Origin of the sequence: Trichocoleus sp. FACHB-6, from assembly GCF_014695815.1 — a bacterium.
In the GTDB taxonomy this organism is placed as follows: Bacteria; Cyanobacteriota; Cyanobacteriia; order Cyanobacteriales; family FACHB-T130; genus Funiculus; species Funiculus sociatus.
In genome coordinates, this window is the sequence record NZ_JACJOY010000057.1 from 1 (window position 1) to 24,064 (window position 24,064).

Here is a 24,064-nt window from a genome sequence, read left to right on the forward strand (position 1 = left end):
AAGGATTTCCCACTCTTCGTCTGTTAGGCTGCTAGAGTACGGCATGACTGCTGGATACGGCTTTTGCGGTAACTGTACTTCAAGATAGTAAAAGATGTCAAATGGGTTCTATATAGCAATTCAAGGGTTGGATGCGATACCTCTGTAGTGACATGGCAATGCTAGTCCCCTACGAACGTTAGAACCGCAATATATTTTACCCAACTGAGAAACGCTATATTAAATTTAAGTTTAAGCTTTTATTATCTTCGGGGAAATTAGCTAACCTGAAATCAGACCTGATGCACGACTATCTGAATCGGGTAAAATTCGGTGATTATTAAGAAGAGGTAAAGGAGCGTGTCGGTAACGATCCTCATTATTTTTTCTCTAGGGTTGATGCCACTGTTGATCTCAATGTGGGCGATGCGTAAAGCAGAGGAACGAACGAGATCGCGGTTGAGATCGGCTATGCGGAGGGTATCTGCTAGAGAGTTGCAGAGAATGTCAACTTCTATAGATCAGCATTATATTGAAGGAGTTGGTTATTTAATTGGCGATATAACTTGTCAATTTAATGCCCACTCTCCTTACATCCGTTGTGCTATTAATCCTAGTGGCCCTTGCCAAGATTGTTACTACTATCAATCAAGGGAATATAATTAATTTTACTCGGTAACAGTACGCCCAGAAAGATAATTGAAACCCAAGAAAATAGCCGCAATTGTTCCAGAAACACAAATTTCTTCTTTGGTTATTAATTCCATAACTTTTGTTATAGGAATTAACACAACTTCAATGTCTTCGGTGATATCCAATTTTTGTTTACTTTTTTGCTGAACATTTTCAGCTAAACATAAATGTATTTTATTAGTGTCTTTGGGCGGGTTATCGTATAACGTCGCTAGTTTAATTATTTGGTCAGCCACATAGCCTGTTTCTTCTTCTAATTCTCTAGCGGCGGCAACAATACTATCTTCTGATTCTGAAAAAGCCCCAGCCGGAAGTTCTAATAATATTTCTTCGACTGCATGGCGATATTGCCGCACAAAAACAATTTCTTTTTGTGGGGTTATTGGTAAAATCACAGCAATATCTGGTCTAATATTTACAAAATAGTCGTCTATTATTTGTTTAGTAGGTAATTCTATTTCATCTTGCCGAATTTTACACCATTGGTTGTCAACAACCAATTTTGATTTAAGAATTTTCCACTTTTTGAGAGGTTTCATATAAGAGAATAGATAAAAAACGGCATACACCTTAATTTACCGTGGGGCAGGTGTCTCGCCTGCCATTATAAAACAGGTTAGATACCTGTTTTATAGCGTTTCTCAGTTGGGTAGAATATATTGCGGTTCTGATGTTGGTAAACAGTGGGAATGCCATCAAGGTTTTAGGGACATGGCATTGCCATGTCCCTACAGATGTATCGCACCGAACCCTTGAATTGCTGTACTATCGCGTTAACAATCAATTTGGAACTCTTCTCCAACTCTGTTGGGTGACAGAGGACGAGAAAAGAAGGATACAAGAAATAATATGCGAATTAGTATTGAAACCTTCACAGTAAACAAGCGATTTCCTTTAACCATCAGTCGCGGTACGACAGCGCAGACGACTAATGTGTGGGTACGTGTAATTGAAGATGGGATTGAGGGATGGGGGGAAGGAACGCCCTTTTCCATCGGAGAACAGCGACAAACGACAGAGAGTATTCTGGAGCAATTGCAGCAAATTGCTCCAAGTTTGGAGAAATTTCATACCTGGGAGAGGCAGCAGATTGAAAGTGTGTTGCAAGAGGCGCTTCTTCCTTCCTCAGCGCAAGCAGCAATTGATGTGGCATTGCACGATTGGATGGGAAAGCGGTTGGGATTACCTCTGTGGCGGTTGTGGGGGTTGGATTGCTCGCGGATTGTCCCGACCTCTGTCACAATTGGGATTAATTCTCCGACAGCAGCCGTAGAGCGATCGCGTGACTGGCGACAACTGACTGGGGCAAAAGTTTTAAAGGTAAAATTGGGTAGTTCGCTGGGCATTGAAGCAGATCAGGCGATGTTGATGGCAATTCGGGAAGAAGCGCCAGAGGCAATTTTGAGTGTAGATGCCAACGGTGGTTGGAATTTGGAAGATGCTGTGATGATGTGCGCTTGGCTATCGCGTCTAGGCGTTAAATATGTGGAACAGCCGTTACCGCGAGGAGAAAATTTAGGGGTAATGGGGGAATCGCCGCTACGGGAACTAAAAGCGCGATCGCATCTCCCGATTTTTGTCGATGAAAGTTGTTTTACCAGTAGGGATATACCTCTACTCGCAGATAAAGTTCATGGCGTTAATATCAAATTAATGAAATGTGGAGGTTTGACTGAGGCGATTCGCATGGTGCATACAGCGAAAGCTTGTGGGTTGCAGGTGATGTTTGGTTGTTATTCTGACAGCGTTATTTCTAATACGGCAGCAGCGCAGCTTTCGCCACTAGCTGATTATCTGGATTTAGACTCTCACCTAAATTTAATAGACGATCCTTTTACAGGTGCATCGTTGCAAGATGGGCGACTGTTACCGAATGATTTGCCAGGGTTGGGAATAAGTAAAAATTAGAAATTAGAAATTAAAAATTAAATGCTAAATCCTAAACATCGAGTTGCAATTCTGCTGCATGAAGGGATTCGCGGCATTCATGGGAAAACTGGATTGGCGCTATTACGTTACAGTGAATCGCCAACAGTGGTGGTAATCGATCGCCAGTGTGCGGGCGAATCTTTGCGACAATTGACTGGTATTGAGTGTGATGCTCCAATTGTGGCTTCAGTTACAGAGGCGCTAACCTACGCACCCGATGTACTTGTAATTGGGATTGCGCCGTCTGGGGGTGCGTTACCGGAGGAATGGTGGCAAGAGGTGAAACAGGCGGTGGCTGGGGGTTTGTCGGTGGTGAATGGGCTGCATACCCCGATGGCATCACCGGAACTTCAGGCATTGTTGAAAGAGGGACAGTGGATTTGGGATGTGCGCCAGGAGCCAACAGATTTAAAAATAGCAAGTGGTTTGGCGCGATCGCTTTCTTGTCAGCGTGTCCTCACTGTTGGCACAGATATGAGTGTTGGCAAAATGTCAACCAGTTTGGAACTAAATAAAGCAGCAACAAGACGGGGTTTACGTTCTAAGTTTCTTGCTACTGGTCAAGCTGGTTTAATGATAGCGGGTGATGGTGTGCCGCTAGATGCCGTGCGTGTGGACTTTGCCGCTGGTGCAGTTGAGCAGTTAGTGATGCGTTTTGGGCAAGAGTATGAGATTTTGTTTGTTGAGGGACAAGGTTCGCTGTTGCATCCCAGTTCAACAGCAACGCTGCCACTGTTGCGCGGTACGCAACCAACGGGATTAATTTTAGTGCATCGAGCGCAACAAGCAACTATTCGCAATCATCCTCATGTGACGATACCGCCGTTGCCAGAGGTGATAAAGCTTTACGAGACAGTAGCGGTAGCTGGTGGTGCTTTTGCGGCGGTGAAGGTGGTTGCGATCGCTCTTAACACTGCTCACTTGGACACTACAACTGCACAGCAAGTTATCGCGCAGATACAGACAGACACTAATTTACCTTGCACAGATGCAGTTCGTTTTGGTGCCGAGTTGCTGTTAGATGCTGTTATAAATAATTAGTCAAAGACAACTAACAATTAGGGGTTGAATTATCAAGATAGATATTTTGTTTTCCAATTTCTAAAATTATCTGTTGTAATTAGCGCATTGCTTCAAACATTTGGCAAAATATGAATACACTAATAGAAAAATAGATATACTATCCACCACTATGAAACCTGTCTGGAATTCCCTAGTTGCTCTTGTCTTGTTGTCATCTTCTCCCGCAACGGTGCTAGCTGAACCGACATCGCCTCCCACGGTAATAGTCACTCCAGTTCCCAAGAAGACTGAAACTAAACCAGAAGAAACCACCACCCCCGAAGTTAAACCATCGGCCCAAGAGGCGGAACCGCAACCGGGTTCGGAAGCTATCCAAAAGCCAGACACCAAACCAGAGTCCGACACCGAGGAAAAAGCAGAGGAGGAACCGGAACCGACTCCAGAAGAAATTGCCAAGCAGCAAAAACTGATTGAAGCTGATAGTCTTTATCTGGGGGGACAATTTGCTGAAGCAGAAAAGCTGTATCGGGAAGTTAAAGCGCCATTTGCTAATGCGACCCAAAAGGCTGAACGCAAAGATCCAATTACCGATGCACAACTATTACCGCCTGCGGGTAAAGTTTACTGGCGCGAGGCGCAAGCTGGTTTAGAACAAAAGCTGGAAAGTAAAATTTTCGTACCGCTACAATTTTTGGTAGAACAGTATCCGGAATTTATTCCCGGTCATGTGCAGTACGCCAAAGCATTGCAAGAATATAACAAGACGAAAGAATCTTTACAAATTCTGGAGAAAGCAACAACTTTATATCCCGCCGAACCAACCTTACTCAAAGCAAAAATTGAAGCTTACAGAAAGCAAGAGGCGTGGTTAGAAGCTTCGCTGGCGGCGCGTCAATTTGCTTTATTAAACCCGAATCATCCGGAGGCGGCTGAATTTGCAACTTTGGCGGATGAGAATTTGAAACGTTACAGAAGGCATCTTCGCGCCGAGTTGAGAGGGAATGCGATCGCTAATGCGATCACAGGCGCTTTAAGCTATGCAATTACTGGCAGTTTATATGGGCCTCTAACTGCTGTTGAAACTTCTGTATTAATGTTGCGTGGCGAATCTGCTATTGGTGAATCGGTAACAAAACAGGCAAAACGCCAATTGCCTTTAGTTGAAGATGAAGAGGTGTTGAAATACGTTCGCGACGTAGGAAATAAACTGGCAACTGTCGCGGGACGCAGTGATTTTGAGTATGAATTTTACGTTGTCTTAGATGACAAACTAAATGCTTTTGCTCTCCCAGGCGGCAAAGTTTTTGTAAATGCTGGTGCCATTACTCGCACTAAATCAGAAGCAGAATTAGCTGGTTTATTGGCACATGAATTATCTCATGCTGTATTATCTCACGGGTTTCAACTGGTAACGCAAGGAAATCTTACTTCTAGCGTTACAGGATTTATTCCCTATGCGGGAGGTACTGTCACCAATCTCATCGTTTCCGACTACAGCCGCGACATGGAACGTCAGGCGGACATTCTCGGAACTCGCCTAATTGCTGCTACCGGATATGCTGCTGATGGGTTGCGTAATCTGACGGTAACGCTGAAAGAGGAGGATAGCGATCGCCCAATTTTTACTTGGCTCTCAACTCATCCTGTCACCGATGAGCGGATTCGTTATTTGGAAAGTTTGATTGAAGGCAACGGTTACAACCGCTATGCTTATGAAGGAGTAGCGCGACACAATGAAATCAAGGCTAAAGTGAAACAACTCTTAAATGAGGCTAAGAAGAAGGAAAAAGAACGCAAACGACAACGCGATCGCAATTAGATGTAGGTTGGATTTAGGAACATCACCCAACATTAATATGGGTTGGATGGGTAACTACAAATAATGGTCTCCAGCTACTTAGTAATTAGTAATCAGCCATGCAAAGAATATTAGAACCCGAAGTCATGGACAGTTGGGAAGAAGCAGCTGAATATGACGCAATGGATTTCACTGAGATAAATGCGGCTTTTGCTCACCGTGCCATTGAGTTAATAGAGTCCCCAACTGCAACAATTCTCGATGCTGGAACTGGTACAGCGCGAATTCCTATTTTAATTGCACAGCAGCGAAGTCAATGGCAAATTATCGGCATTGACATGGCAGAATCTATGCTACAAATCGGCAGGAATAATGTAGAGAATGCAGGCTTGCAACAACAAATAAGTTTAGAATTAGTTGATGCCAAGCACTTACCATATCAAGATAGTAAATTTGATATGGTTATTTCCAATAGCCTTATCCATCACCTGCCAAATCCACTGCCTTTTTTACAAGAATTGCAGCGAGTGCTAAAGCCTAATGGTGCAATTCTCCTCCGAGACTTGATTCATCCTCCAAGTGAGGAAATTATCAATTCTCTGGTTCAAAGTATCGGGGAAGAGTACAACGAACACCAGAAAAAGTTATTCCGCGATTCTCTCCACGCCGCCTTTACGCTGGATGAGGTGAACAATTTGGTGCAACAGGCTGGAGTGTCCAATGTTACAGTTTATCAATCAAGCGATCGCCATTGGACAGCAGAACGATTTTGGAATGCCTAATTTATGACTTTTGCTAACATCAATAGGAAGCTGTTTTAAAGATAAAACAGCTTTCTAAAAACTTTTAACTTTGTTCAAAATAACGTTGACAATTTTTGGAAATCGTACTTTAATATAAGTGGTATTGACAGGGTAGGCATGATGCCTACCCTGTTGCTTTTTTATTCTTAAGATTTAGTCGGGGCGGCATTGCCAACCCTAGAGTCTAACACCAGTTTTTAGAGGTCAGGGTAATTGTGAAAGTAGGATTTTTAGGAACTGGGTTAATGGGACAGCCGATGGTTAAAAGGCTGTTAGAAGCTAAAATTTCGGTGGTTGCATACAATCGCACCCAATCGAAACTAGCGCCTTTACGAGATGCGGGTGCTAAAATTGCTGACTCCCCGCAAGAGGCAATTCGCGAGTCTGATTGCGTAATTTTGATGCTGACAAATGCTACAGCAATTCATGATACTTTATTGTCCGAAGCTTCCCGACAAGAATTAAAAGGTCGCACAGTCGTTCAAATGGGGACGATTTCGCCAAGTGACAGTAAAGCGATCGCATCTGAAATTGTTGCTGCTGGTGGCGAATATATCGAAGCACCCGTGCTGGGAAGTATTCCGGAAGCCGAGGCAGGTAAATTAATGGTAATGGTGGGGGCTTCTGGCGAACAATTTCAAAAGTGGTTGCCATTACTAAAAAACTTTGGTTCAGAACCCCTGCATATTGGTGAAATTGGTGCTGCTGCTGCTGTCAAATTAGCGCTTAATCAACTGATAGCTTCTTTAACAAGTACCTTTGCACTAAGTTTAGGATTTGTTCAGAATCAAGGTGTCGAAGTCGAGAAATTTATGCAAATTCTGCGACAAAGCGCCCTCTACGCACCAACATTTGATAAAAAGTTGCAGCGAATGTTAGATAGAAACTATGAAAATCCCAACTTTCCGACTAAACATTTGCTGAAAGATACTAACTTATTTCTTACTGAAGCTAAGTCAGAGGGGTTGAACGTCAGCAGTTTGGAAGGCATTCGCCAAATTTTAGAAATAGCACAAAATATGGGTTTGGCTGATGACGATTATTCAGCCTTATTTTCTGCTATTAATCCCAAAAATAATTAATTTAACGTAAAGGTAGCGCTGTCGCGCCGCTTCGCTAACGCAAATAATCCTCTGCCTCCCTCAGCGTTAAAAATTCCTTTAGAAAAAATAAACTGTACAAGCCATAATAATTCCTGAACAAAGAATTAACTAGAAGTTAATCAAAGCTTTGCCTAAGGTTGATGCACGCCAATTAAGCTGTTCTACGCATAAATCCGGAGAACACCATGTCTTTATCACGGCGGCAATTCTTCACCTTAGCAGGCACAAGTGCTGCGGGTGTTGTTTTAATGTCCCCTCTAGAAGCTCTTTATACCAGAGTAGCCAACGGTCAATCAGTGAGTGGGGGAGGTTATGGCCCGCTTATTCCAGATCCCAATGGTCTGTTAGATTTACCACGCGGATTTCAATATCGCGCCTTCTCACGCACCGGGGACATGATGAACGATCGTAACCCAGTACCGGGTGGTCACGATGGCATGGCTGCGTTCCCCGGCCCCAATAACACAACTATCTTAGTTCGCAATCACGAATTAAGCCCGAATTCCACGACCCAAGTTGCCGGACTCAAGTACGATAATCTCTGTAAAGGTGGCACAACAACACTGATCGTAGGGCCGGATCGCCAATTAAAGAGTCATTATGCTTCCCTAGCGGGAACCTACCGTAACTGTGCGGGTGGCCCTACTCCTTGGGGTTCGTGGATTAGCTGTGAAGAAAATACCTCGACTCCCGCTACAAACGATCCAGTTAATACGACAGGCAATGTCGAGAAACGTCACGGTTATAACTTTGAAGTTCCGGCGAATGCAAAAAGAAATGTGGTTCCTGTGCCTCTAAGAGCAATGGGGCGTTTTAACCACGAAGCAGTTGCAGTTGATCCCAAAACTGGAATTGTTTATGAAACTGAAGATAGAGGAGATAGTCTCTTCTATCGCTTCATTCCAAATCAACCGGGCAACCTTGTGGCAGGCGGTGTTTTGGAAGCTTTGAAAATTAAAGGAATGCCCCAGGCAATTACTAAAACTAATTTCCCGGTGCGTAAGCCGATGGCAGTTGAATGGGTTCGCATTGACAATCCTGATCCTGATACGGATACTTTCAATCGTCTTGCTACACCAGAAAGCACTCGCGCCCAAGGTTTTAGCAAGGGAGCAGCCCAATTTACACGCGGGGAAGGAATTTGGTACGGCAAAGGTGAATTTTACTTTTGCTGCACGGATGGTGGAGAAAAAGAATTGGGCCAAGTTTGGCGCTACGTTCCTGGTACAAATGCACAAGAAGGCGGCACTCTCGAACTATTTGTTGAACCAAACAATGAAAATGTATTAGAGGGCCCGGATAACATTGTTGTGGCTCCTTTTGGCGATTTGATCCTCTGTGAAGATGGCGACGACGAGCAATTTGTAGTCGGCGTGACTCAAAAGGGCGAACTTTATCAATTTGCTCGGAATGCGATCAATGATAGAGAGTTCGCTGGTGCCTGTTTTTCACCTGACGGACAGACCATGTTTGTTAATATTCAAACCCCAGGCATCACGTTTGCTATTTGGGGGCCTTGGGCAAGAGGATAAGAATTGGTAATTGATAATTGTAGAGACGTTTTTATGATGTCTCTACAATTATCAGCCCCGATTACCAATTATTTGCAACGTAAACATTGGTGCTGTAGACCAAATAGACAAAGCCTTGCTCATTACAAGCGCCTGCATATAGTTCTTGCAAATCAGAGATGAGTTGTTGTTGTACTTGTCCTTCTTTTGGAATGTAGGATACACTTTGCGCTCTACCAATTAATCCCTCTAAATCTAACTCTTGCTGATACTCAAAAGTTAGGCAGCGGACATTAGGGAAATGGGGATTGGAGAAAAGCGGATCTGCACAAACCATCCGCTTTTCTGCTGGATGATTGTTCGATGCAGCCTGAATTATGCAGCTGTAATTTGCTGTGAATTCCTCATTGCACTCTCGATCGTTCCACACTACAGCTAATCTACCATTGGATTTAAGAATGCGGCGAAACTCTTGCAAAGTTGGTTCCGGATTAAACCAATGGAAAGATTGGAAACAAGTTACCAAATCAACTGATGCGTCCGGTAAATTAGTCGCTTCCGCTGTCCCTTCACGAAACTCTACTAACGGATGTGGCGATGCAGCTTCTCTCATCGCTGCATTTGGTTCGATGGCAATTACCCGCACCCCGCGTTCAGCTAAAAGACGTGAAGATATACCCGTACCCGCACCAATATCTGCTGCTACGAGTTGCGAAGGTTCTCCCAATCCTTCCAGAATAACGTCAATGGCAGGGGTTGGATAACTCGGTCGATGTTTCGCATAATCCGCCGCCCTGTCTGAAAATCGCGAGAGGGGATTCATTGCGTGTAGGGGAGTGTCTTTTGAGTTAGTTTCGTTCACAAGTAGCACCAACTAACAACTTTTCACTATAGCAGCCCTATTTGATTTGTAAAAAAAACGAACCGCTGAGACGCAGAAAACTCAGAGAAAGAGACGAGGGAGAATTTTACAACTATGGCAAGGATTGCTATAAATCAAATCAAAAAGACTTGAGGAGGTAACAAGAAAATACGCAAGTTTGTTTATTTATTTGGCTTATAAGTTGCGTGTCCATAATAAAACAACAGATGTATCGCATCCTATTGAGAATTGATATATAAACTATTAAAACTGACAAGGTTTTCCCACCTCTAGACTTTACTTTAAAATTTATGATAGAATACTTTTGATGAGAAAAAATTAGGCTTTAATCTTTTTTAAGAAAGATTTTTATTATTTTAACAATTCCCGTATAACAGCCGTTTTTTAGTAACATTCAATACAATTTTTTAATTTTAGATGGTGTTTGGTGGGGGATGCCCACCAAACAAAACCTACTTAAAATTCCCCTAGAGCATCGCTACGTTTTCTTCTGGTTCGTCGCCGTAGTTTCTGTGCTACGAAAGCTGCTTCCCGTTCAGCTTTGTATAAATCAATTGGTCGCGTGGTTAACACTAATGACCCATCTTGCTTCTGTTTCATGTAAGGAACAGCCCTTGTTTTGTATTCGCAAATTTCAGCCTTCTTGTTGATGGCTCTCAATTCAGCGTTAATTTGAGTGGAGATGTCTTGGAGTTCAAGGATTGCCGCATCTAACTCACTTGAAAGTTGATTGATGCGTTGTGCTTGTGCCTCCAAGCTTTTCAATCTGTCATTCAGCCGTTGCTGTAGCAGTTCTTTGTAGCTTTTTACTGGCAAAGATGGAATAAACCTCGATGAGTTAGCTGTCGATTGTGGCAGTGCTTTAGTAGTGGTAATAGTTTGCAATGAAACGCATTTTTGCTGAGAATCCAACTGTGCGGGATGCCGTTTTGATTTGCCGCTTAAGAGTGGAACTACTTTGAGGTTTGCTTGCCCTTTTCTCATGTCGAGGCTCGGATTAGCTTAATGATACAAATGTACTATACAACGAGTGCGATCGCTACCCGCTATAGCAATTTGCATTCCCGTAGAGCAATATAGGTGGGAGCGCAGTTAAAAAACGGAGTGCATATAATGGCAAGAGTTGCCTCAACCATGTTGCCGCTAGGCACATTAGCCCCCGATTTCCAACTACCGGATGTTTTTGGTGAAACAATTTCCCTCGCCACCATGAAAGGGAAACAAGGATTATTGGTGATGTTTATCTGCAAGCATTGTCCATTTGTCAAGCACGTAGAGGCACAATTAGCGCAAATTGGCAAAGATTACGAAGATAAAAATCTTGGAATCGTGGCAATCAGTGCCAACGATGCCAGCAACTACCCGGATGATGCCCCCGACCAACTTCAGGCAATGGCTAAAGAGTTGGGATTCACTTTTCCTTTGTGCTATGACGAGACTCAGGAAACTGCCAAGGCTTACACAGCAGCTTGTACGCCGGACTTTTTTCTTTTCGATGGAAACAGAAGTTTGGTGTATCGCGGTCAATTGGATGATAGCCGTCCTGGTAACGATAAGCCTGTAACTGGTCAAGATTTACGAAATGCGATTGATGCAGTCCTGGCAGGTCAGCCAATCTCCGATATACAGAAGCCCAGCATCGGCTGCAACATCAAATGGAAACCCGGAAATGCACCAGCATATTTTTCATGAGGGATGAGGGATGAAGGATGAAAATTAAAAAATTCTCCCTCTGTCCCTCTGCGCCTCTTGCGGTTTGCCTTTGCTTGCTTGCCTTACTTGCGGGATGTGGGGATAGTCCAACAGATGCCCAGTTGGAGGAATGGCGAAAACAAGCGATCGCGCGAAACACGACGATGATTGCTGCCCATAAAAAAAATCGGCAGCAACAACAGTGGGAACTAACGATTCAGGGGCAAACCGCTAGGGAAGTAAGATTATCTATGCAACAATTAGATGCCCTAGCAACTACCCGTATAAAGACGCGATCGCCTCATAACACCAACAAAGCTGATGAAATTCTCGACTATCGAGGCGTTGCCATCTCAAAGCTGCTGGAATTGGGTACCACTCCCGCTACTGAAATTACCTTTGTATCTTTTGATGCCTACCGAGCCACAGTTAGCCGCGAAGATTTGCTTAAGTACCCAATCATCATCGCCTTAGAAAGCAATGGTAAACCGATTTCCCGCAGCGACGGTGGCCCGCTTTCCCTAGTTTTCCCCTATACTAAGTACCCGCAACTCCAGCAAAATTATCCCGACCGCTTTTGGGCATTTTACGTTACCAACATGATAGTTGGCACCGAGCCAATACAGTTACGAGTAGGAAAAAGCCAGCTTAACGCCAAAGACCTCGACCAACTAGAACAAGTCACCATTGAAGAAGCCGTCGGCTACCCAATTGGCTGGCCGATCAGCAAAGTAAAACTTCAGGGTGTGCGAGTGCGAGACGTTCTGGCGGCTGCTGGCGTGACTCTGCCAGAAGTTGGTGCGGTTGTATTTCGGGGGAAAGCGCCAGCCTCCCGCGATGCCAAGAATCCGATTAGTATCTTGGCAAAAGATATACGTGAGTGTGACATTCTACTTGTCACGCGCTGGGGCGACAAACTCGACCCTATTCCTGCCAAAATGGGTGGCCCGGTAACGCTGGCGACAAGCAGCACTTGTCAACAATCAGGTGGCAATCGAGAACGCGCACCTCAACATCAGCGCTGGCTTACTTTTGTTGAGGAACTAGAAGTCAGCAAATAATGGGAACTGGGGGCTGGGGATTTGGGACTGGGGACTGGGGATTCGGGACTGGGGGCTGGGGATTCGGGACTGAGGACTAGGGACTGGGGATTAGGTAAAACTTTTTCCCAATTAGCAATTAGCAATTAGCAACTAGGAATTATGAAGGTTCCCGCGTTCCGCTCTATTCACACCCAAATTATGACCGCCACAACGCTTCTAATTGTGGCGATTGTCTCATCTATGGTGTGGCTGTGGGCTAAGAACGAGAGCCGTCTTTACCGCTACCAGAAGCGGCGCGAAGTTCAGCAACTTACGGTAGCTTTATCTAATGCCTGGACGAACGAATTACAGGATCAAAATTGGGGACAGATCCGACTGGGTGTGAATTCACTTGCTAGAAGAAACCAAGATTTTGTTTACATTCTAATATCAGATGTACGGTTATCAAATCAAATTGTTGCCGCCAGCCATAGCGATTTTCAAGAACAGTTTTTTCCGGATATTATACCTGTAGAAATTACCGAATCTGCCCTGGAAGTATATGATCAAACTCTGGTTGTAGAAACATCGCTTTTACGGGATATTAGCTTCAACAGCAAGACAAGGGCGCGTCGAGGGGAAAAAATAATTGAAACTGCCGCAGCTATCCGCGACTCAGCAGGGCAAAAAATCGGAACTTTGCGGATTGGGATGTCTTTGCGGCAGGTAAATCAAGCGGTAGCGAACGCAGTGGAAAAAGCCTTTTTAGTTGGGGTTTTCGGACTTTCCTTCGGGCTTTTCGGGGCATACCTTTTGGCAAAGCAATTGAGTAACCCGGTGCGGCGACTGCAAATAAGTGCTGCCAAAATTGCCGCAGGCGATTTAGAACATCGCGCCGAAATCCACCGTCGAGACGAAATTGGCGCACTAGCGATCGCCTTCAACGAAATGTCAGCCTCGCTACAGACTTTATTCAACAGATTTGAGAAAACCATCGAGTCGTTTTATCGCTTCGTGCCAGAAAAATTTCTATTGGTGATTGCACCCGAAGGCATCGAAAATATCCATGTAGGGTTCGCCTCAACACGCATTATTACCATCCTGTTTGCCGATATTCGCGGTTATACAGCAATGTCGGAACAAATGACACCGTTGGAAACATTTTATTTTTTAAACGATTACCTCGCCTGTATGGGGCAGGTAATTGACAGCACAGGCGGCTTCATTGACAAGTATATTGGCGACGCAATTATGGCGTTATTTGACGATGAAGCGACCGATAGCGCCCTTCTAGCAGCTTTAGCTATGCGGCAACGGCTAAAAGTATTTAATGAGGAGCGAAGTCATCAAGGTTTGCCAACCATCGACATCGGCATTGGCATCCACCGGGGCGAAGTAGTCATGGGTACAGTCGGTTTTAGCTCCCGCATCGATTCTACAGTTATAGGCGATACAGTCAACGTAGCCGCTCGTGTAGAGAGCCTGACCAAAAACTACGACAGCAGCATTTTATTAACGCAGCCAGTCGTCACCGCCCTACGCCATCCGAAAACCTTTCCCCTGCGCCTAGTAGATAAGTTTGTCAGAGTCAAGGGCAAAGAAGAACCTGTAGCCATTTACGAACTAGATGGTTGAACAACGTTGAGTTTTACAAAGCCCTAGACTTCCGTTGCTCCGGAGTTTTGAATTCAAAACTCAAAACTCTTACAGTGCTTGCGCCCGCAACCAAGCGACGGGCAAACTCAGCAACTTTCGGGGAGTAGGGACATAGGCTCTTTTGGTAAATACGTCGTAATCATTTTTTTCAATCGCATCAAGAATCTGGCTGTACAACATTAAAGCTGCCCAGACAGGCCAGCGAACCTCCGGACTCAGATAGCTGATGCCTTTTTCTGCCTCCCTATAAAATTTACGCGCTCGTTGAATTTGGAATCGCATCAATTCGCGCCAGCGCTCGTCAACCACACCATTGATTAAATCCTGTTCAGTGTAGTTAAAGAGGGCTAATTCGTCTAGAGGGAGGTAGATCCGGCCCCGACGGGAATCTTCCCCAACATCTCGTAGGATGTTGGTAAGTTGGCTGGCAATTCCCAATGCGATCGCTTGCTGTGTGGGAACATAAGCATCTTGATTCCAAGGTGTCACGTACTGCTTGGTATCGACACCCATCACAGATGTTGACATCAAACCTACAGTACCAGCCACCCGGTAACAGTACAGATGTAGCTCCTCAAAAGTCTTGTACCGACTCCGATATAAATCCATCCGTTGTCCGGCGATCATATCCCGAAACGGCTCAATATCTATTGAGAAGCGTTGCAGCGCATCCACTAACGCCACATCTGGGTCATCTACTGGCTCTCCAGCAAAGACCGATTCCAGCTGTTGTTCCCACCGATCCAGAGTTTCAGGGGTTGTAATTCCGGCTTCGGAGCCGTCTACCAGTTCATCCGTTAGCCGACACCAAGCATAAATAGCCCAAATGGCTCGCCGCTTGGGTTTTGACATCAGCAGCGTACTCGGATAAAACGTTTTCGCGTACTTAGCCGTAATCTGACGGCAGAGTTCGTAGGCATCCTCTGTTGAGGCCAGCGTTCTCATGCGGGGGAGTTTAGACAGTTGCAGCATTCATTGCAGGCTGAAAAGTGGGTCAGTTATTAGTTGTCTATTGTCCGTTGTTTGTTGCCAGTTGTCTGTCCTCTGTTGTCAGTTGTGGGTTCTGTGTTGTCAAATTTGAATGTTGCCAGGTTGGAAGGTTGTTAGAACGAAAATCCCTACCCAAACTTTCAACTTGGCAACTTGACAGCTGTTCCCTGACGACCGACGACTGATGACTGACTGCTGACGCTTGGCAACTGACGCTCGGCGACTAAGGACTGATCGCTTACAATTGCCTGCGCTGTCAGCTTACCAGAAAGTACGGCACCCTCCATACTTGCCAGGAAACGCTGCATTGTATAATCGCCTGTCAGATAGAAATTTGCAATCGGTGTTTTTTGTGACGGACGATACTGTTGACGGCCTGGAATTGCCTTGTAGACTGAGCGCGGCGTTTTTACGACGTGATATTTCAGCAATTTTGTGGGGTTATCGCAGCCGAAATGATCGGGGAAAAGTTTTTTCAACTCATCCATCGTCGCATCGATAATTTCCTGGTCGGATTTGCTAATCCAATCTTTTGCAGGTGCTAGAACTAATTCCAGCATGGATTTATCCGGGTTAGCGTAACCGCGACAAGTGTTGCTCATGTCAGCATATACGTTCAAAAGAGGCGATCGCGAAAACAGCAATTGGTCGATTTGCGTCAGCTTTCGATCAAACCACAGATGCACGTTAATGACCGGGACACCCTCTAAACCGTCCAGCTTTTGAAAATACTCCATCTTTTGCCAAGGCTGGGGTAGCATCACCTTCAGGGGGTCTACAGGCATCGCCGAGACGTACATATCAGCCGTGAGAATTTCATCCTCAGCACCATTCAACCCGCGAATCAGAAATCCTCGCACCGTGCCATTTGGATTTAGTAAAAATTCTTTAATTGGTGCATTCAAGCGAACTTCACCGCCACGCTCGGTGATATAATCCACCATCGGCTGACACAACCGCTCTGTCGGGGAGCCATCCAGAAAAGCCATTTTCGAGCCATTCTTTTCCTGAAGGAAGGCTCTTAGGGCAGTTAGCAGAACTACAGCCGAAATCTCATCTGGATTGATAAAGTTTAACGATTTAGATGCAGCGATAAAGATATCCTGTTGTACTTCGTCACTTACGCCTTGCCGCTTCAGCCATTCAGAAAAGGTATAATTATCCGTTTCGTCAACATACTTTTGCCCCCGCAGCATCGCTGGAACTAAACCTTTAGCTAACTGGATTTTCTCACCCCAGGTCAGCATATCGTTGTTCCGCAAAATTGCTACTATCCCATTCAAGGGCGCAGGCAAATCGGGAAAATCAAACCTACTATAAGTACCTGGTTTTTCCGGCTGGTTGAAGATCATAGTGTGTTCTTTCCACTGCAATCGATCTTCAATGTCCAGTTCCTTGAATAACTGCAACATATTGGGATAAGCCCCAAAAAAGACGTGCAGCCCAGTTTCGTACCAGTCGCCGTCAGCATCTTTCCAAGCAGCAACTTTACCGCCCAGTACGTCCTGCCGTTCGAGGACGATGGGAGTGTGTCCGGCATCTGTCAAATATTTAGCGCAGGAAAGTCCTGCTAACCCCGCCCCAGCGATCGCAACGCGCATTTGATGGTCTACCCTTATAGGTGAAAAGCGTGTTTTCTCGCTCTCATTATACTTTGCATTTCGTAACAAAACCTAGACGCCGAAAATAAGTGCTAATTAGAAATTGCTAATTGGGAAGATATTTTTCCCTCCTCCCCAGTCACCTCTCCAATCTCCAGTCCCTAGAAACAGATGAGTCAAGACAACCCCGATGCACCTCAACCGCTCTCTGAGCAAGATACAGCACTCTCTAGAGAGCTGGCAGCAGTACGGGATCAACGACACCGCCTGTATTTAAAGCTTAATGGCTCGCTCAAAGCGTTGTTTAGCCATTGTGAATGGAGAATTACTCGTCACGACAACGGGATGACTGAACTGGAGGTAATTTGTCCAAGTATGGTGGTTTATAAGCGGCTATTACAAAAAGTGATTATGATTCAAAGCCGCTTGGAGGATACAGTTAGGATTAAGCACACTAAATTTACTCTTTGTTATCCGCCAAATCCTCAAGCTTATTATGAGCATGAAGTCACTTTTCAACAGTGGTCAAATACTAATTCTTATGATGAGGATGAGGAGTTTTAGGTTTAAATAAAAAACCTGCTCTTTAGACGCGAAAAACTAGCAAATTTTCTTATATTGCGGGATGCGTGGTGTTTAATCTCGCCATGTCTGAGCGGGTGCATCCCAGTTTTGCAAAAATACTTAGCGATTCCAGTCTGTGGGCGTGCAAATACGGGATACTCCCTGTCAGAGCCTTTTTGCTAAGTATGCGCTCAGTTCCAATTACCCATCAGATGTTATTTCGTCTGCTTGTTTTATCAACTAAAATAACTTTTTAGACGTTTAGCTTCATCCAAAACTACCAGGAATTAATAATTCCCATGTATCTCTCATTTCGGCTTACCTTTAATTTAACGCCAAAGAAATCGCTTTACGTAATAAAGAAGCAGCATTATTCTGGGAAAATTATTGCTTACCTTTGCGTTAAAAATTCTTATCAAGGCCAAGGAATCCTGGGGTCGCGGGCGATTCTATTTGCCACAGCAGCAGCACCAAAACGATTTAGATGGCTGGGGTCAGCAAAATAGCCATTTTGGTTGCGCCACTGTCCAGATAAGTCTAGAAAGACAAATCCTTTAGCAGTGGCTTGTCGTTGCATATATCGCCGAAATTGTTGCTCATACCTTTGGCGCGTTCGATCTAAGTAATCCTGACTCAAAGGTAGGTTTACGAAAACTACAGGAATTCGCCGCTGTTTGGCGAATATCATCATGTTATTTAAAGCTACTTCTTGCTTACCTCCTAATTGGAATGCAGCATAATCAGCATCGTAGAGTCCGGCAACTCGCGGCTTTTGGCGATAGTAAATTACCGGATTGAAACGGATATTTACCGGGAGAAATCCATTAGCGTCAACAGCAGCTATGGAATAGTCAGTAGTCAGTCCTTCTACATTGTTCTGAGCTATTATTTTTTCACTGTTGGATGGCAAAAGGTTGAAAGAACTAACAGTATTAGAAGCAACATTATTAGAAGCAACATTGTTTATCTGATTCTGTGCAACTAAGTTGTTCAAACTCTTAGCGTGGATGGTATTTGGGTCATCTGGTGGAGAACTACTCTGGGGGCGATCGCCACTTATTAAGCGCTGATAGCCAGGAGATGCCAAAATAAGGTTATAAGTTCGATCGGTTCGTCCACTGTTGAAGGCTCTGACTCCATCCGCCCACACAATTAATTTAGGCAACTGGTCTTGTGTCAAGAGTCGCCGCACTAAAAAATCAATTACTTGGGCCGTTGCGCCATTTACCCCAAAATTAAAGATTTTCTTTCCGGAAATCCCTCTAGCTGCCAAAGCTTGCTGCATTTGTCTAGGGTCAACACCCTGCAAAGACCGGGAACTGCCGACAATTAAAATATCAGGTGGGCCAACAGCAGCCACGTAGGATAAATAAAGTACCAGCTGATTGTCAAGCAACTGGTTATTAAAAGTAGGGTATTGTGATTGATAGCTGGTTGCCGCTGCTCTTTGTTGGGCTACCTCCAAAGACCGCATGTACTCGGTGACTTTTTTTTGGGCGTAGACTCGTTCGGGGCTATCTGGTGAAATTGATTGCAAAGATGCGATCGCACTTAACCATCCTTCGGCAACTTGATCCCAGTCTTGGGCAGATTTAGCCGATTGAGCCTTGAGGGCAGCACTCATAGCTTGATTTATTCCTTCCGTCAAGCGATCGCTCATGTTCGCCGCTGTCGTGGCGGCCAAAGGCTGGACAACCGCATTTGATGGGGTAGCTTGGATTAGGTGAGTGCGAGAACAACCAATAAATAACAGGCAGCCTGTCATTATGGCAGCAAAGCGGTAAAAAAAGCTTAAGTTGGCAAAAATCATAGAGTTTCATCTAGTCAACTAACTTTCTGGCGTTGCCAAATACCGTGCAATCCCTGACAGCAAGATAGAATAAATCCAAGTATTTGTTCTCAAAATATTAAGGAAAGGCAAGGAGAACACACTAGGCATGGGTAAAGTAGTCGGCATTGACCTGGGAACAACCAATTCAGTAGTAGCTGTCATGGAAGGCGGCAAGCCCGTTGTCATTGCCAATGCAGAAGGCATGAGGACTACTCCCTCCGTGGTTGGTTTCAGTAAAGAAGGAGAACGCCTCGTCGGACAAATGGCGCGACGCCAAGCTGTTCTCAACCCGCAAAATACATTTTATGCGGTGAAGCGCTTCATCGGGCGCAAGTACAGCGAACTCACTCCAACATCTAAGCAAGTCCCATACACAATTCGCAAGGATGATGAGGGCAACGTTAAAATAAAATGCCCTCGACTCAAGCGGGAATTTGCCCCAGAGGAAATCGCGGCAATGGTACTGCAAAAGTTGGCAGCCGAAGCGAGTCGCTACTTGGGAGAGCCGGTGACGGGGGCGGTGATTACAGTTCCAGCTTATTTCAATGATTCTCAGCGACAAGCAACAAAGGATGCTGGGAGAATTGCCGGACTGGATGTATTGCGGATTCTGAATGAGCCAACGGCTGCATCTTTGGCTTATGGGTTGGATCGCAAAGATAGTCAAACTATTTTGGTGTTTGACTTGGGCGGTGGTACCTTTGATGTCTCCATTCTAGAAGTAGGGGATGGAGTGTTTGAAGTTAAGGCAACTAGCGGTGATACTCAGCTGGGTGGTAACGATTTTGACAGAAAAATTGTGGACTGGCTGGCACAACAATTTTTGGAAACAGAAGGGATAGATTTAAGACGCGATCGCCAAGCCCTACAGCGCCTCACGGAAGCTGCGGAAAAAGCGAAAATTGAGCTTTCTGGGGTCGGTGTCACCGATATTAACCTCCCCTTTATCACCGCCACGGAGGAAGGCCCCTTACACGTAGAAACCAGGCTGACTCGCTCCCAATTTGAAGGTTTGTGTGGAGACTTAGTGAGTCGATTGAAGGCACCTGTAAAACGCGCCTTAGTTGATGCCAATCTCACTCCATCCAGAATTGACGAAGTGGTATTAGTGGGCGGGAGTACCCGCATTCCCCTGGTAAAACAGCTGGTACGTAGCTTAATCGATAGAGAACCAAACGAGAACGTTAACCCGGATGAAGTCGTGGCGGTGGGTGCGGCAGTTCAGGCGGGAATTCTAGCTGGTGAAGTTAAGGATGTACTGCTGCTAGATGTAACTCCCCTGTCCCTTGGTTTGGAAACCATCGGCGGCGTGATGAAGAAACTTATCCCGCGCAACACAACTATACCCGTGCGACGCTCGGATATCTTCTCGACATCGGAAAATAACCAAACGGTAGTGGAAATTCACGTCCTCCAGGGCGAACGAGAAATGTCATCTGATAATAAATCTCTAGGAAGGTTTAAGCTGACTGGCATTCCTCCTTCCCCGCGAGGAGTCCCCCAAGTTCAGGTGGCTTTTGATATTGATGCCAACGGAATTCTACAGGTGACTGCCTTAGATAGAACTACCGGGAGAGAGCAGAGCGTTACTATTCAAGGGGCTTCTACTCTCAGTGAGGGTGAAGTTAACCGGATGATTCAGGATGCGGAAGAATATGCCGCAGAAGACAGACAACGACGGGAACGGGTGGAGAAGCGCAACCGTGCTGAAGCGGAAGTTCTGAAAGCAGAACGGCAACTCAAGGAAGTAGCGCTGACTTATGGAATGCAGTTTGCAGCCGGACAGCGGCGGCGCATAGAATCTTTAGTTCAGGAACTGCGCGAGAGCATGAAGCGTGATGACGATCGCGCTATAGATCGGGCGCAAGGCGATCTTCAGGATGCCCTTTATGAGCTTAACCGAGAGGTGCGGCTGGAAGCGGCTGAGGATGAGGATGACTTTTTTGGATCGATTCGGCGCACGTTCTCTGGGGAGGGTGATTCGCTGTTTGGTGAGGGATTGCGCGATCGCGATCGGGATGACAACATACGTTATCGCGATCGCAATGATGACCGTCGCTACTCCGGAGACTCCGGAGGTGCAGGTAGAGAGCGGTATAGTCGTGATAGCGGCAGTTCCTACCGCCGTCCTTCCAGAACAGTCCAACCTAATGATGATTGGGATGATGATGATGATGATTGGCTCTAAGGATTTGGGATTTGGGATTTTAGATTTTGGGTTGCCATCTACAATCTAAAATCTAAAAACTAATTTCTAAAATCAAAAATAGACGTATGCAAAATTTTCGGGACTACTACCAGATTCTAGGTGTGAATCGAGATGCTACCAGTGAAGAAATTAAAAAGGCGTATCGACGGCTAGCGAGGCAGTATCATCCCGATGTGAATCCGGGAGATGAAACAGCAGAAGAAAAGTTCAAGGAGATCGGTGAAGCCTACGATATTCTCTCCGATACAGCTAAGCGATCGGAGTACGATAAGTTCAGCCGCTTCTGGAACCAGAGAGGATTTGGCACCCGAAGGACGGCAAAAACTACAACTGGGAAAAGTTGGGGCGATCGCAGTGGCAATGGCCGCAGTTCCACTGAAGAATTAAATTATGAGGAGTATCCGGACTTTCCCAGCTTTGTCGATACTCTGTTAGGTCGTCGCCAAACAAAGACGGCACAAACACCCTCAAGCAATACAAACCCTAGAGTTGCTGCGTCTGACGAATTTCGCCCCGGCAACACCAGAACCGCTTACACTGTTCCTTCACGCCAAACTCGTCGCGATGTAGAAGCTAGATTAACGATGCCACTAGAAAAAGCTTATCAGGGAGGGCGAGAACGAATTCGTCTGGAAGATGGGCGAAGTCTGGAAGTTGATATGCCACCGGGAATGTTAAATCAACAACGCATCCGGTTAAAAAATCAAGGCATTGGTGGTGGCGATTTGTATCTGAAAATTACCGTATCGTCCCACCCTTTCTTTAAACTAGAAGGTTCAGATATTTTCTGCCAATTACCAGTTACGCCGAGTGAAGCGGTGTTGGGAGGAGCTGTGGAAGTTCCGACTCTCGATGGTATGGTGAAAATGAAGGTTCCCAGCGGTGTAGGACACGGGAAGCGTCTGCGTCTAGCTGGTAAAGGCTACCCTACTGGTAATGGTAATCGCGGCGATCAGTTAGTTGAGATTCAAATTGCGGTTCCCCCATCCGTCAGTCCCCAGGAACGGGAACTTTACGAAAAGCTGCGCCAAATCGAAACCTTTAAACCTCGTTTGGATCTTCCTGTTTAATTGATGCAGAGGATACAAATACTCGTTCCCAGTCTGAGACTGGGAACGAGTAAAATATTTTACAACTTGTTTAGAATTGCTATATTAGCGATCGCGATCGCATAAACCTAACAGCGTACCGCTGGCAATAAGTTTCACTGCTTCTAATACCCAATAACCTGCGTGTAGCTGATTCATACCCGCCGGAGTCTCGGCAACAGCATCAAAAAGATTGAGCTGTATTCCCAAAGCACTCATATGCGGTGTTAAGAAATATGTATCAATAATGGCGATTGTTAGCAACAGCAAAGACAAGAAAATAACTTTGCGTCCTGCTAGATAAGATGCAATATGAGTGTGGTTTAGAACCAAAATTCCTGTTAAAACTAAAGCGGCGCACAACAACTCGATGCGATTAAAAATCCAGAAGATTGAATAAGCTGCTGTAGCGAATCCAGGTTCAGTCATCATCCCTGTAGCAAACATACTGGGCATAATTACCCAGTCCAAAATCAGACTGCCACTTAGCCAGAAGGCCAGCGTAAACATGACTGTTCTTTGCCATGCCGAGCGCTTTAAGTTAGCACCAGAAAAAGCGGTCATAGAATTTCCTCACCTTTGGCGTCTTCTTTTAGTTTAACGAATAGGCTTGAAGAAAAATATGAAATAATCTTGCATTTTTTTGACGTTAGAGCGTTAACATTTATTAGTAATAATAAATGTTAAGAGCCTAATTGGTTATGAAAAATCATGTTAGTAGACATTCAGTATCTACAAGAGGAAGGGCAAAAAAGGCAAGCATTTAAGCGATCGCTGTGATGGCGCGTAGTGTTATGTAATATAGATCGCCCAACCAAACATCTGTAGCACCTAAGATGTTTACTAGAATTGAAGTAATGATTCGCTCACCCTGGAGAGTTTTATGTATGGATTGGTGAACAAAGCCATTCAAGATATGGTGTGCGATCGCTTCGGGGAAGAAACCTGGGAGGAAATCAAAAAAAAGGCACAGCTAGACGTCGATGTTTTTATAAGCATGGATGGGTATCCCGATGATGTCACCCATCGCTTAGTTAAAGCAGCAAGCGAAATTCTGGCAATATCGTCCTCAGAAATTCTGCAAGCTTTTGGAGAATACTGGGTGCTGTACACAGCCAAAGAAGGCTACGGCGAAATGATGGACATGGCGGGAGAGAACCTGCCAGAATTTCTCCAGAACCTAGACAGTTTGCACGCCCGCCTTGGTTTGACGTTTCCTCAACTTCAACCACCCTCTTTTGACTGCACAGAAATTGAAGACGATTCTCTGAATTTACACTATCAATCTACTAGAGAGGGACTTGCTCCGATGGTAATCGGGCTTGTGAAGGGGTTGGGAGCGCGATTTAATACAGAGGTGGATATTAAACAGACGAGTAGCCGGGAACAAGGAAGCGATCGGGACGAGTTCTCGATTGATTACAAAGAAAACGAATAGTTTAAAGTAGTCAGGGGAACTTTCGAGAAAGCAGACCACAACCCATTTTATAATACCATAAAAGCTTATATATAAAAGCAGCCAAATAGCAGATCCGTTTTAAATGGCAGCTAAGTAATAATTCACTTAATATTCCTGAGTGCAAGCGTTCCCGGCTGCTCTCCATCTAAACGTAAGCTACTAAAGGCAAAAAACTGTGGAACTGTACGTTAGTAGCAGCGTCTGTGAATGTTTAAAAATTTAGCCAGACT

The 24,064-nt window shown here is 45.1% G+C and carries 21 protein-coding genes; 14 read left to right on the forward strand and 7 right to left on the reverse strand.

All coding sequences use genetic code 11. The annotated features are described in order from the left end of the window. Positions 1 to 339: 339 nt before the first annotated feature. Positions 340 to 645: a DUF6464 family protein gene (locus H6F66_RS28330; protein WP_347269363.1), complete on the forward strand. Its 306-nt coding sequence runs from the start codon at positions 340 to 342 to the stop codon at positions 643 to 645. A gap of 2 nt (positions 646 to 647) precedes the next feature. Here H6F66_RS28330 and H6F66_RS10690 read toward each other — a convergent pair whose 3' ends face one another. Continuing rightward, on the reverse strand, positions 648 to 1,211 hold the full coding sequence (locus H6F66_RS10690) for an NUDIX hydrolase (protein WP_190420974.1): 564 nt from the start codon (positions 1,209 to 1,211) through the stop codon (positions 648 to 650). A 310-nt stretch (positions 1,212 to 1,521) separates the two neighbouring features. Here H6F66_RS10690 and H6F66_RS10695 point away from each other — a divergent pair, with 310 nt between their 5' ends. The 6 genes from H6F66_RS10695 (at position 1,522) to H6F66_RS10720 (ending at position 8,860) form a co-directional block, all read left to right on the forward strand. Continuing rightward, on the forward strand, positions 1,522 to 2,580 hold the full coding sequence (locus tag H6F66_RS10695) for a dipeptide epimerase (protein ID WP_190420975.1): 1,059 nt from the start codon (positions 1,522 to 1,524) through the stop codon (positions 2,578 to 2,580). A 21-nt stretch (positions 2,581 to 2,601) separates the two neighbouring features. Further along, complete coding sequence (locus H6F66_RS10700) at positions 2,602 to 3,642, forward strand: DUF1611 domain-containing protein (RefSeq protein WP_190420976.1); 1,041 nt, start codon at positions 2,602 to 2,604, stop codon at positions 3,640 to 3,642. A 151-nt stretch (positions 3,643 to 3,793) separates the two neighbouring features. Beyond that, entirely contained in the window at positions 3,794 to 5,443 is a 1,650-nt protein-coding gene (locus H6F66_RS10705; RefSeq protein ID WP_190420977.1) for a M48 family metallopeptidase, read from the forward strand. Between the two features lie 98 nt (positions 5,444 to 5,541). Continuing rightward, positions 5,542 to 6,204 carry a class I SAM-dependent methyltransferase gene (locus tag H6F66_RS10710; protein ID WP_190420979.1) on the forward strand — a complete coding sequence of 221 codons (663 nt, stop codon included), beginning with the start codon at positions 5,542 to 5,544 and terminating at the stop codon, positions 6,202 to 6,204. A 236-nt stretch (positions 6,205 to 6,440) separates the two neighbouring features. Beyond that, positions 6,441 to 7,307, forward strand: a complete 867-nt coding sequence (locus H6F66_RS10715; protein WP_190420981.1) for an NAD(P)-binding domain-containing protein — start codon at positions 6,441 to 6,443, stop codon at positions 7,305 to 7,307. A 206-nt stretch (positions 7,308 to 7,513) separates the two neighbouring features. Beyond that, positions 7,514 to 8,860, forward strand: coding sequence for an alkaline phosphatase PhoX (locus H6F66_RS10720; protein ID WP_190420983.1), 1,347 nt, complete (start codon positions 7,514 to 7,516; stop codon positions 8,858 to 8,860). Between the two features lie 61 nt (positions 8,861 to 8,921). On the opposite strand, the gene H6F66_RS10725 is transcribed toward H6F66_RS10720, so the two are convergent. Together H6F66_RS10725 and H6F66_RS10730 are read right to left on the reverse strand one after the other, a co-directional pair. After that, a complete protein-coding gene (locus H6F66_RS10725; protein WP_190421126.1) occupies positions 8,922 to 9,662 on the reverse strand; it encodes a class I SAM-dependent methyltransferase in 741 nt (246 codons plus the stop codon). A 516-nt stretch (positions 9,663 to 10,178) separates the two neighbouring features. Beyond that, positions 10,179 to 10,706: a hypothetical protein gene (locus H6F66_RS10730; protein ID WP_190420984.1), complete on the reverse strand. Its 528-nt coding sequence runs from the start codon at positions 10,704 to 10,706 to the stop codon at positions 10,179 to 10,181. Positions 10,707 to 10,835: 129 nt separating this feature from the next. Here H6F66_RS10730 and H6F66_RS10735 point away from each other — a divergent pair, with 129 nt between their 5' ends. The 3 genes from H6F66_RS10735 (at position 10,836) to H6F66_RS10745 (ending at position 14,071) form a co-directional block, all read left to right on the forward strand. Further along, positions 10,836 to 11,414 (forward strand): thioredoxin family protein, encoded by a 579-nt coding sequence (locus H6F66_RS10735; RefSeq protein ID WP_190420985.1) that lies wholly within the window; start codon positions 10,836 to 10,838, stop codon positions 11,412 to 11,414. Between the two features lie 17 nt (positions 11,415 to 11,431). Continuing rightward, positions 11,432 to 12,475: a molybdopterin-dependent oxidoreductase gene (locus H6F66_RS10740; protein WP_190420987.1), complete on the forward strand. Its 1,044-nt coding sequence runs from the start codon at positions 11,432 to 11,434 to the stop codon at positions 12,473 to 12,475. Between the two features lie 141 nt (positions 12,476 to 12,616). Then, on the forward strand, positions 12,617 to 14,071 hold the full coding sequence (locus tag H6F66_RS10745) for an adenylate/guanylate cyclase domain-containing protein (RefSeq protein ID WP_190420989.1): 1,455 nt from the start codon (positions 12,617 to 12,619) through the stop codon (positions 14,069 to 14,071). Positions 14,072 to 14,140: 69 nt separating this feature from the next. Here H6F66_RS10745 and crtB read toward each other — a convergent pair whose 3' ends face one another. Further along, on the reverse strand, positions 14,141 to 15,064 hold the full coding sequence (crtB, locus tag H6F66_RS10750; RefSeq protein WP_190420991.1) for a 15-cis-phytoene synthase CrtB: 924 nt from the start codon (positions 15,062 to 15,064) through the stop codon (positions 14,141 to 14,143). A 158-nt stretch (positions 15,065 to 15,222) separates the two neighbouring features. Beyond that, entirely contained in the window at positions 15,223 to 16,683 is a 1,461-nt protein-coding gene (gene pds / locus H6F66_RS10755; RefSeq protein WP_190420992.1) for a 15-cis-phytoene desaturase, read from the reverse strand. 171 nt (positions 16,684 to 16,854) lie between these two features. Between pds and H6F66_RS10760 the strand changes: the two genes are divergently transcribed. Next, the gene (locus H6F66_RS10760) at positions 16,855 to 17,247 is read left to right on the forward strand and encodes a hypothetical protein (protein ID WP_190420993.1); all 393 of its coding nucleotides are present in this window, start codon (positions 16,855 to 16,857) and stop codon (positions 17,245 to 17,247) included. Positions 17,248 to 17,662: 415 nt separating this feature from the next. On the opposite strand, the gene H6F66_RS10765 is transcribed toward H6F66_RS10760, so the two are convergent. Continuing rightward, the gene (locus H6F66_RS10765) at positions 17,663 to 19,057 is read right to left on the reverse strand and encodes a D-alanyl-lipoteichoic acid biosynthesis protein DltD (RefSeq protein WP_190420994.1); all 1,395 of its coding nucleotides are present in this window, start codon (positions 19,055 to 19,057) and stop codon (positions 17,663 to 17,665) included. 127 nt (positions 19,058 to 19,184) lie between these two features. Between H6F66_RS10765 and dnaK the strand changes: the two genes are divergently transcribed. Together dnaK and H6F66_RS10775 are read left to right on the forward strand one after the other, a co-directional pair. Next, on the forward strand, positions 19,185 to 21,266 hold the full coding sequence (gene dnaK / locus H6F66_RS10770; protein WP_190420995.1) for a molecular chaperone DnaK: 2,082 nt from the start codon (positions 19,185 to 19,187) through the stop codon (positions 21,264 to 21,266). Between the two features lie 86 nt (positions 21,267 to 21,352). Further along, on the forward strand, positions 21,353 to 22,357 hold the full coding sequence (locus tag H6F66_RS10775; protein ID WP_190420996.1) for a J domain-containing protein: 1,005 nt from the start codon (positions 21,353 to 21,355) through the stop codon (positions 22,355 to 22,357). A gap of 84 nt (positions 22,358 to 22,441) precedes the next feature. On the opposite strand, the gene H6F66_RS10780 is transcribed toward H6F66_RS10775, so the two are convergent. Continuing rightward, entirely contained in the window at positions 22,442 to 22,939 is a 498-nt protein-coding gene (locus H6F66_RS10780) for a hypothetical protein (RefSeq protein WP_190420997.1), read from the reverse strand. Between the two features lie 319 nt (positions 22,940 to 23,258). Between H6F66_RS10780 and H6F66_RS10785 the strand changes: the two genes are divergently transcribed. After that, a complete protein-coding gene (locus tag H6F66_RS10785) occupies positions 23,259 to 23,813 on the forward strand; it encodes a heme NO-binding domain-containing protein (RefSeq protein WP_190420998.1) in 555 nt (184 codons plus the stop codon). Positions 23,814 to 24,064 lie beyond the last annotated feature (251 nt).

What these genes read in the sequence shown, in the direction of transcription:
- H6F66_RS10690 (WP_190420974.1), bottom strand. Translation starts at nt 1,211, where the DNA reads ATGAAACCTCTCAAAAAGTGGAAAATTCTTAAATCAAAATTGGTTGTT.
- H6F66_RS10695 (WP_190420975.1), top strand. Translation starts at nt 1,522, where the DNA reads ATGCGAATTAGTATTGAAACCTTCACAGTAAACAAGCGATTTCCTTTA.
- H6F66_RS10700 (WP_190420976.1), top strand. Translation starts at nt 2,602, where the DNA reads ATGCTAAATCCTAAACATCGAGTTGCAATTCTGCTGCATGAAGGGATT.
- H6F66_RS10705 (WP_190420977.1), top strand. Translation starts at nt 3,794, where the DNA reads ATGAAACCTGTCTGGAATTCCCTAGTTGCTCTTGTCTTGTTGTCATCT.
- H6F66_RS10710 (WP_190420979.1), top strand. Translation starts at nt 5,542, where the DNA reads ATGCAAAGAATATTAGAACCCGAAGTCATGGACAGTTGGGAAGAAGCA.
- H6F66_RS10720 (WP_190420983.1), top strand. Translation starts at nt 7,514, where the DNA reads ATGTCTTTATCACGGCGGCAATTCTTCACCTTAGCAGGCACAAGTGCT.
- H6F66_RS10725 (WP_190421126.1), bottom strand. Translation starts at nt 9,662, where the DNA reads ATGAATCCCCTCTCGCGATTTTCAGACAGGGCGGCGGATTATGCGAAA.
- H6F66_RS10730 (WP_190420984.1), bottom strand. Translation starts at nt 10,706, where the DNA reads ATGAGAAAAGGGCAAGCAAACCTCAAAGTAGTTCCACTCTTAAGCGGC.
- H6F66_RS10735 (WP_190420985.1), top strand. Translation starts at nt 10,836, where the DNA reads ATGGCAAGAGTTGCCTCAACCATGTTGCCGCTAGGCACATTAGCCCCC.
- H6F66_RS10740 (WP_190420987.1), top strand. Translation starts at nt 11,432, where the DNA reads ATGAAAATTAAAAAATTCTCCCTCTGTCCCTCTGCGCCTCTTGCGGTT.
- H6F66_RS10745 (WP_190420989.1), top strand. Translation starts at nt 12,617, where the DNA reads ATGAAGGTTCCCGCGTTCCGCTCTATTCACACCCAAATTATGACCGCC.
- crtB (WP_190420991.1), bottom strand. Translation starts at nt 15,064, where the DNA reads ATGCTGCAACTGTCTAAACTCCCCCGCATGAGAACGCTGGCCTCAACA.
- pds (WP_190420992.1), bottom strand. Translation starts at nt 16,683, where the DNA reads ATGCGCGTTGCGATCGCTGGGGCGGGGTTAGCAGGACTTTCCTGCGCT.
- H6F66_RS10760 (WP_190420993.1), top strand. Translation starts at nt 16,855, where the DNA reads ATGAGTCAAGACAACCCCGATGCACCTCAACCGCTCTCTGAGCAAGAT.
- H6F66_RS10765 (WP_190420994.1), bottom strand. Translation starts at nt 19,057, where the DNA reads ATGATTTTTGCCAACTTAAGCTTTTTTTACCGCTTTGCTGCCATAATG.
- dnaK (WP_190420995.1), top strand. Translation starts at nt 19,185, where the DNA reads ATGGGTAAAGTAGTCGGCATTGACCTGGGAACAACCAATTCAGTAGTA.
- H6F66_RS10775 (WP_190420996.1), top strand. Translation starts at nt 21,353, where the DNA reads ATGCAAAATTTTCGGGACTACTACCAGATTCTAGGTGTGAATCGAGAT.
- H6F66_RS10780 (WP_190420997.1), bottom strand. Translation starts at nt 22,939, where the DNA reads ATGACCGCTTTTTCTGGTGCTAACTTAAAGCGCTCGGCATGGCAAAGA.
- H6F66_RS10785 (WP_190420998.1), top strand. Translation starts at nt 23,259, where the DNA reads ATGTATGGATTGGTGAACAAAGCCATTCAAGATATGGTGTGCGATCGC.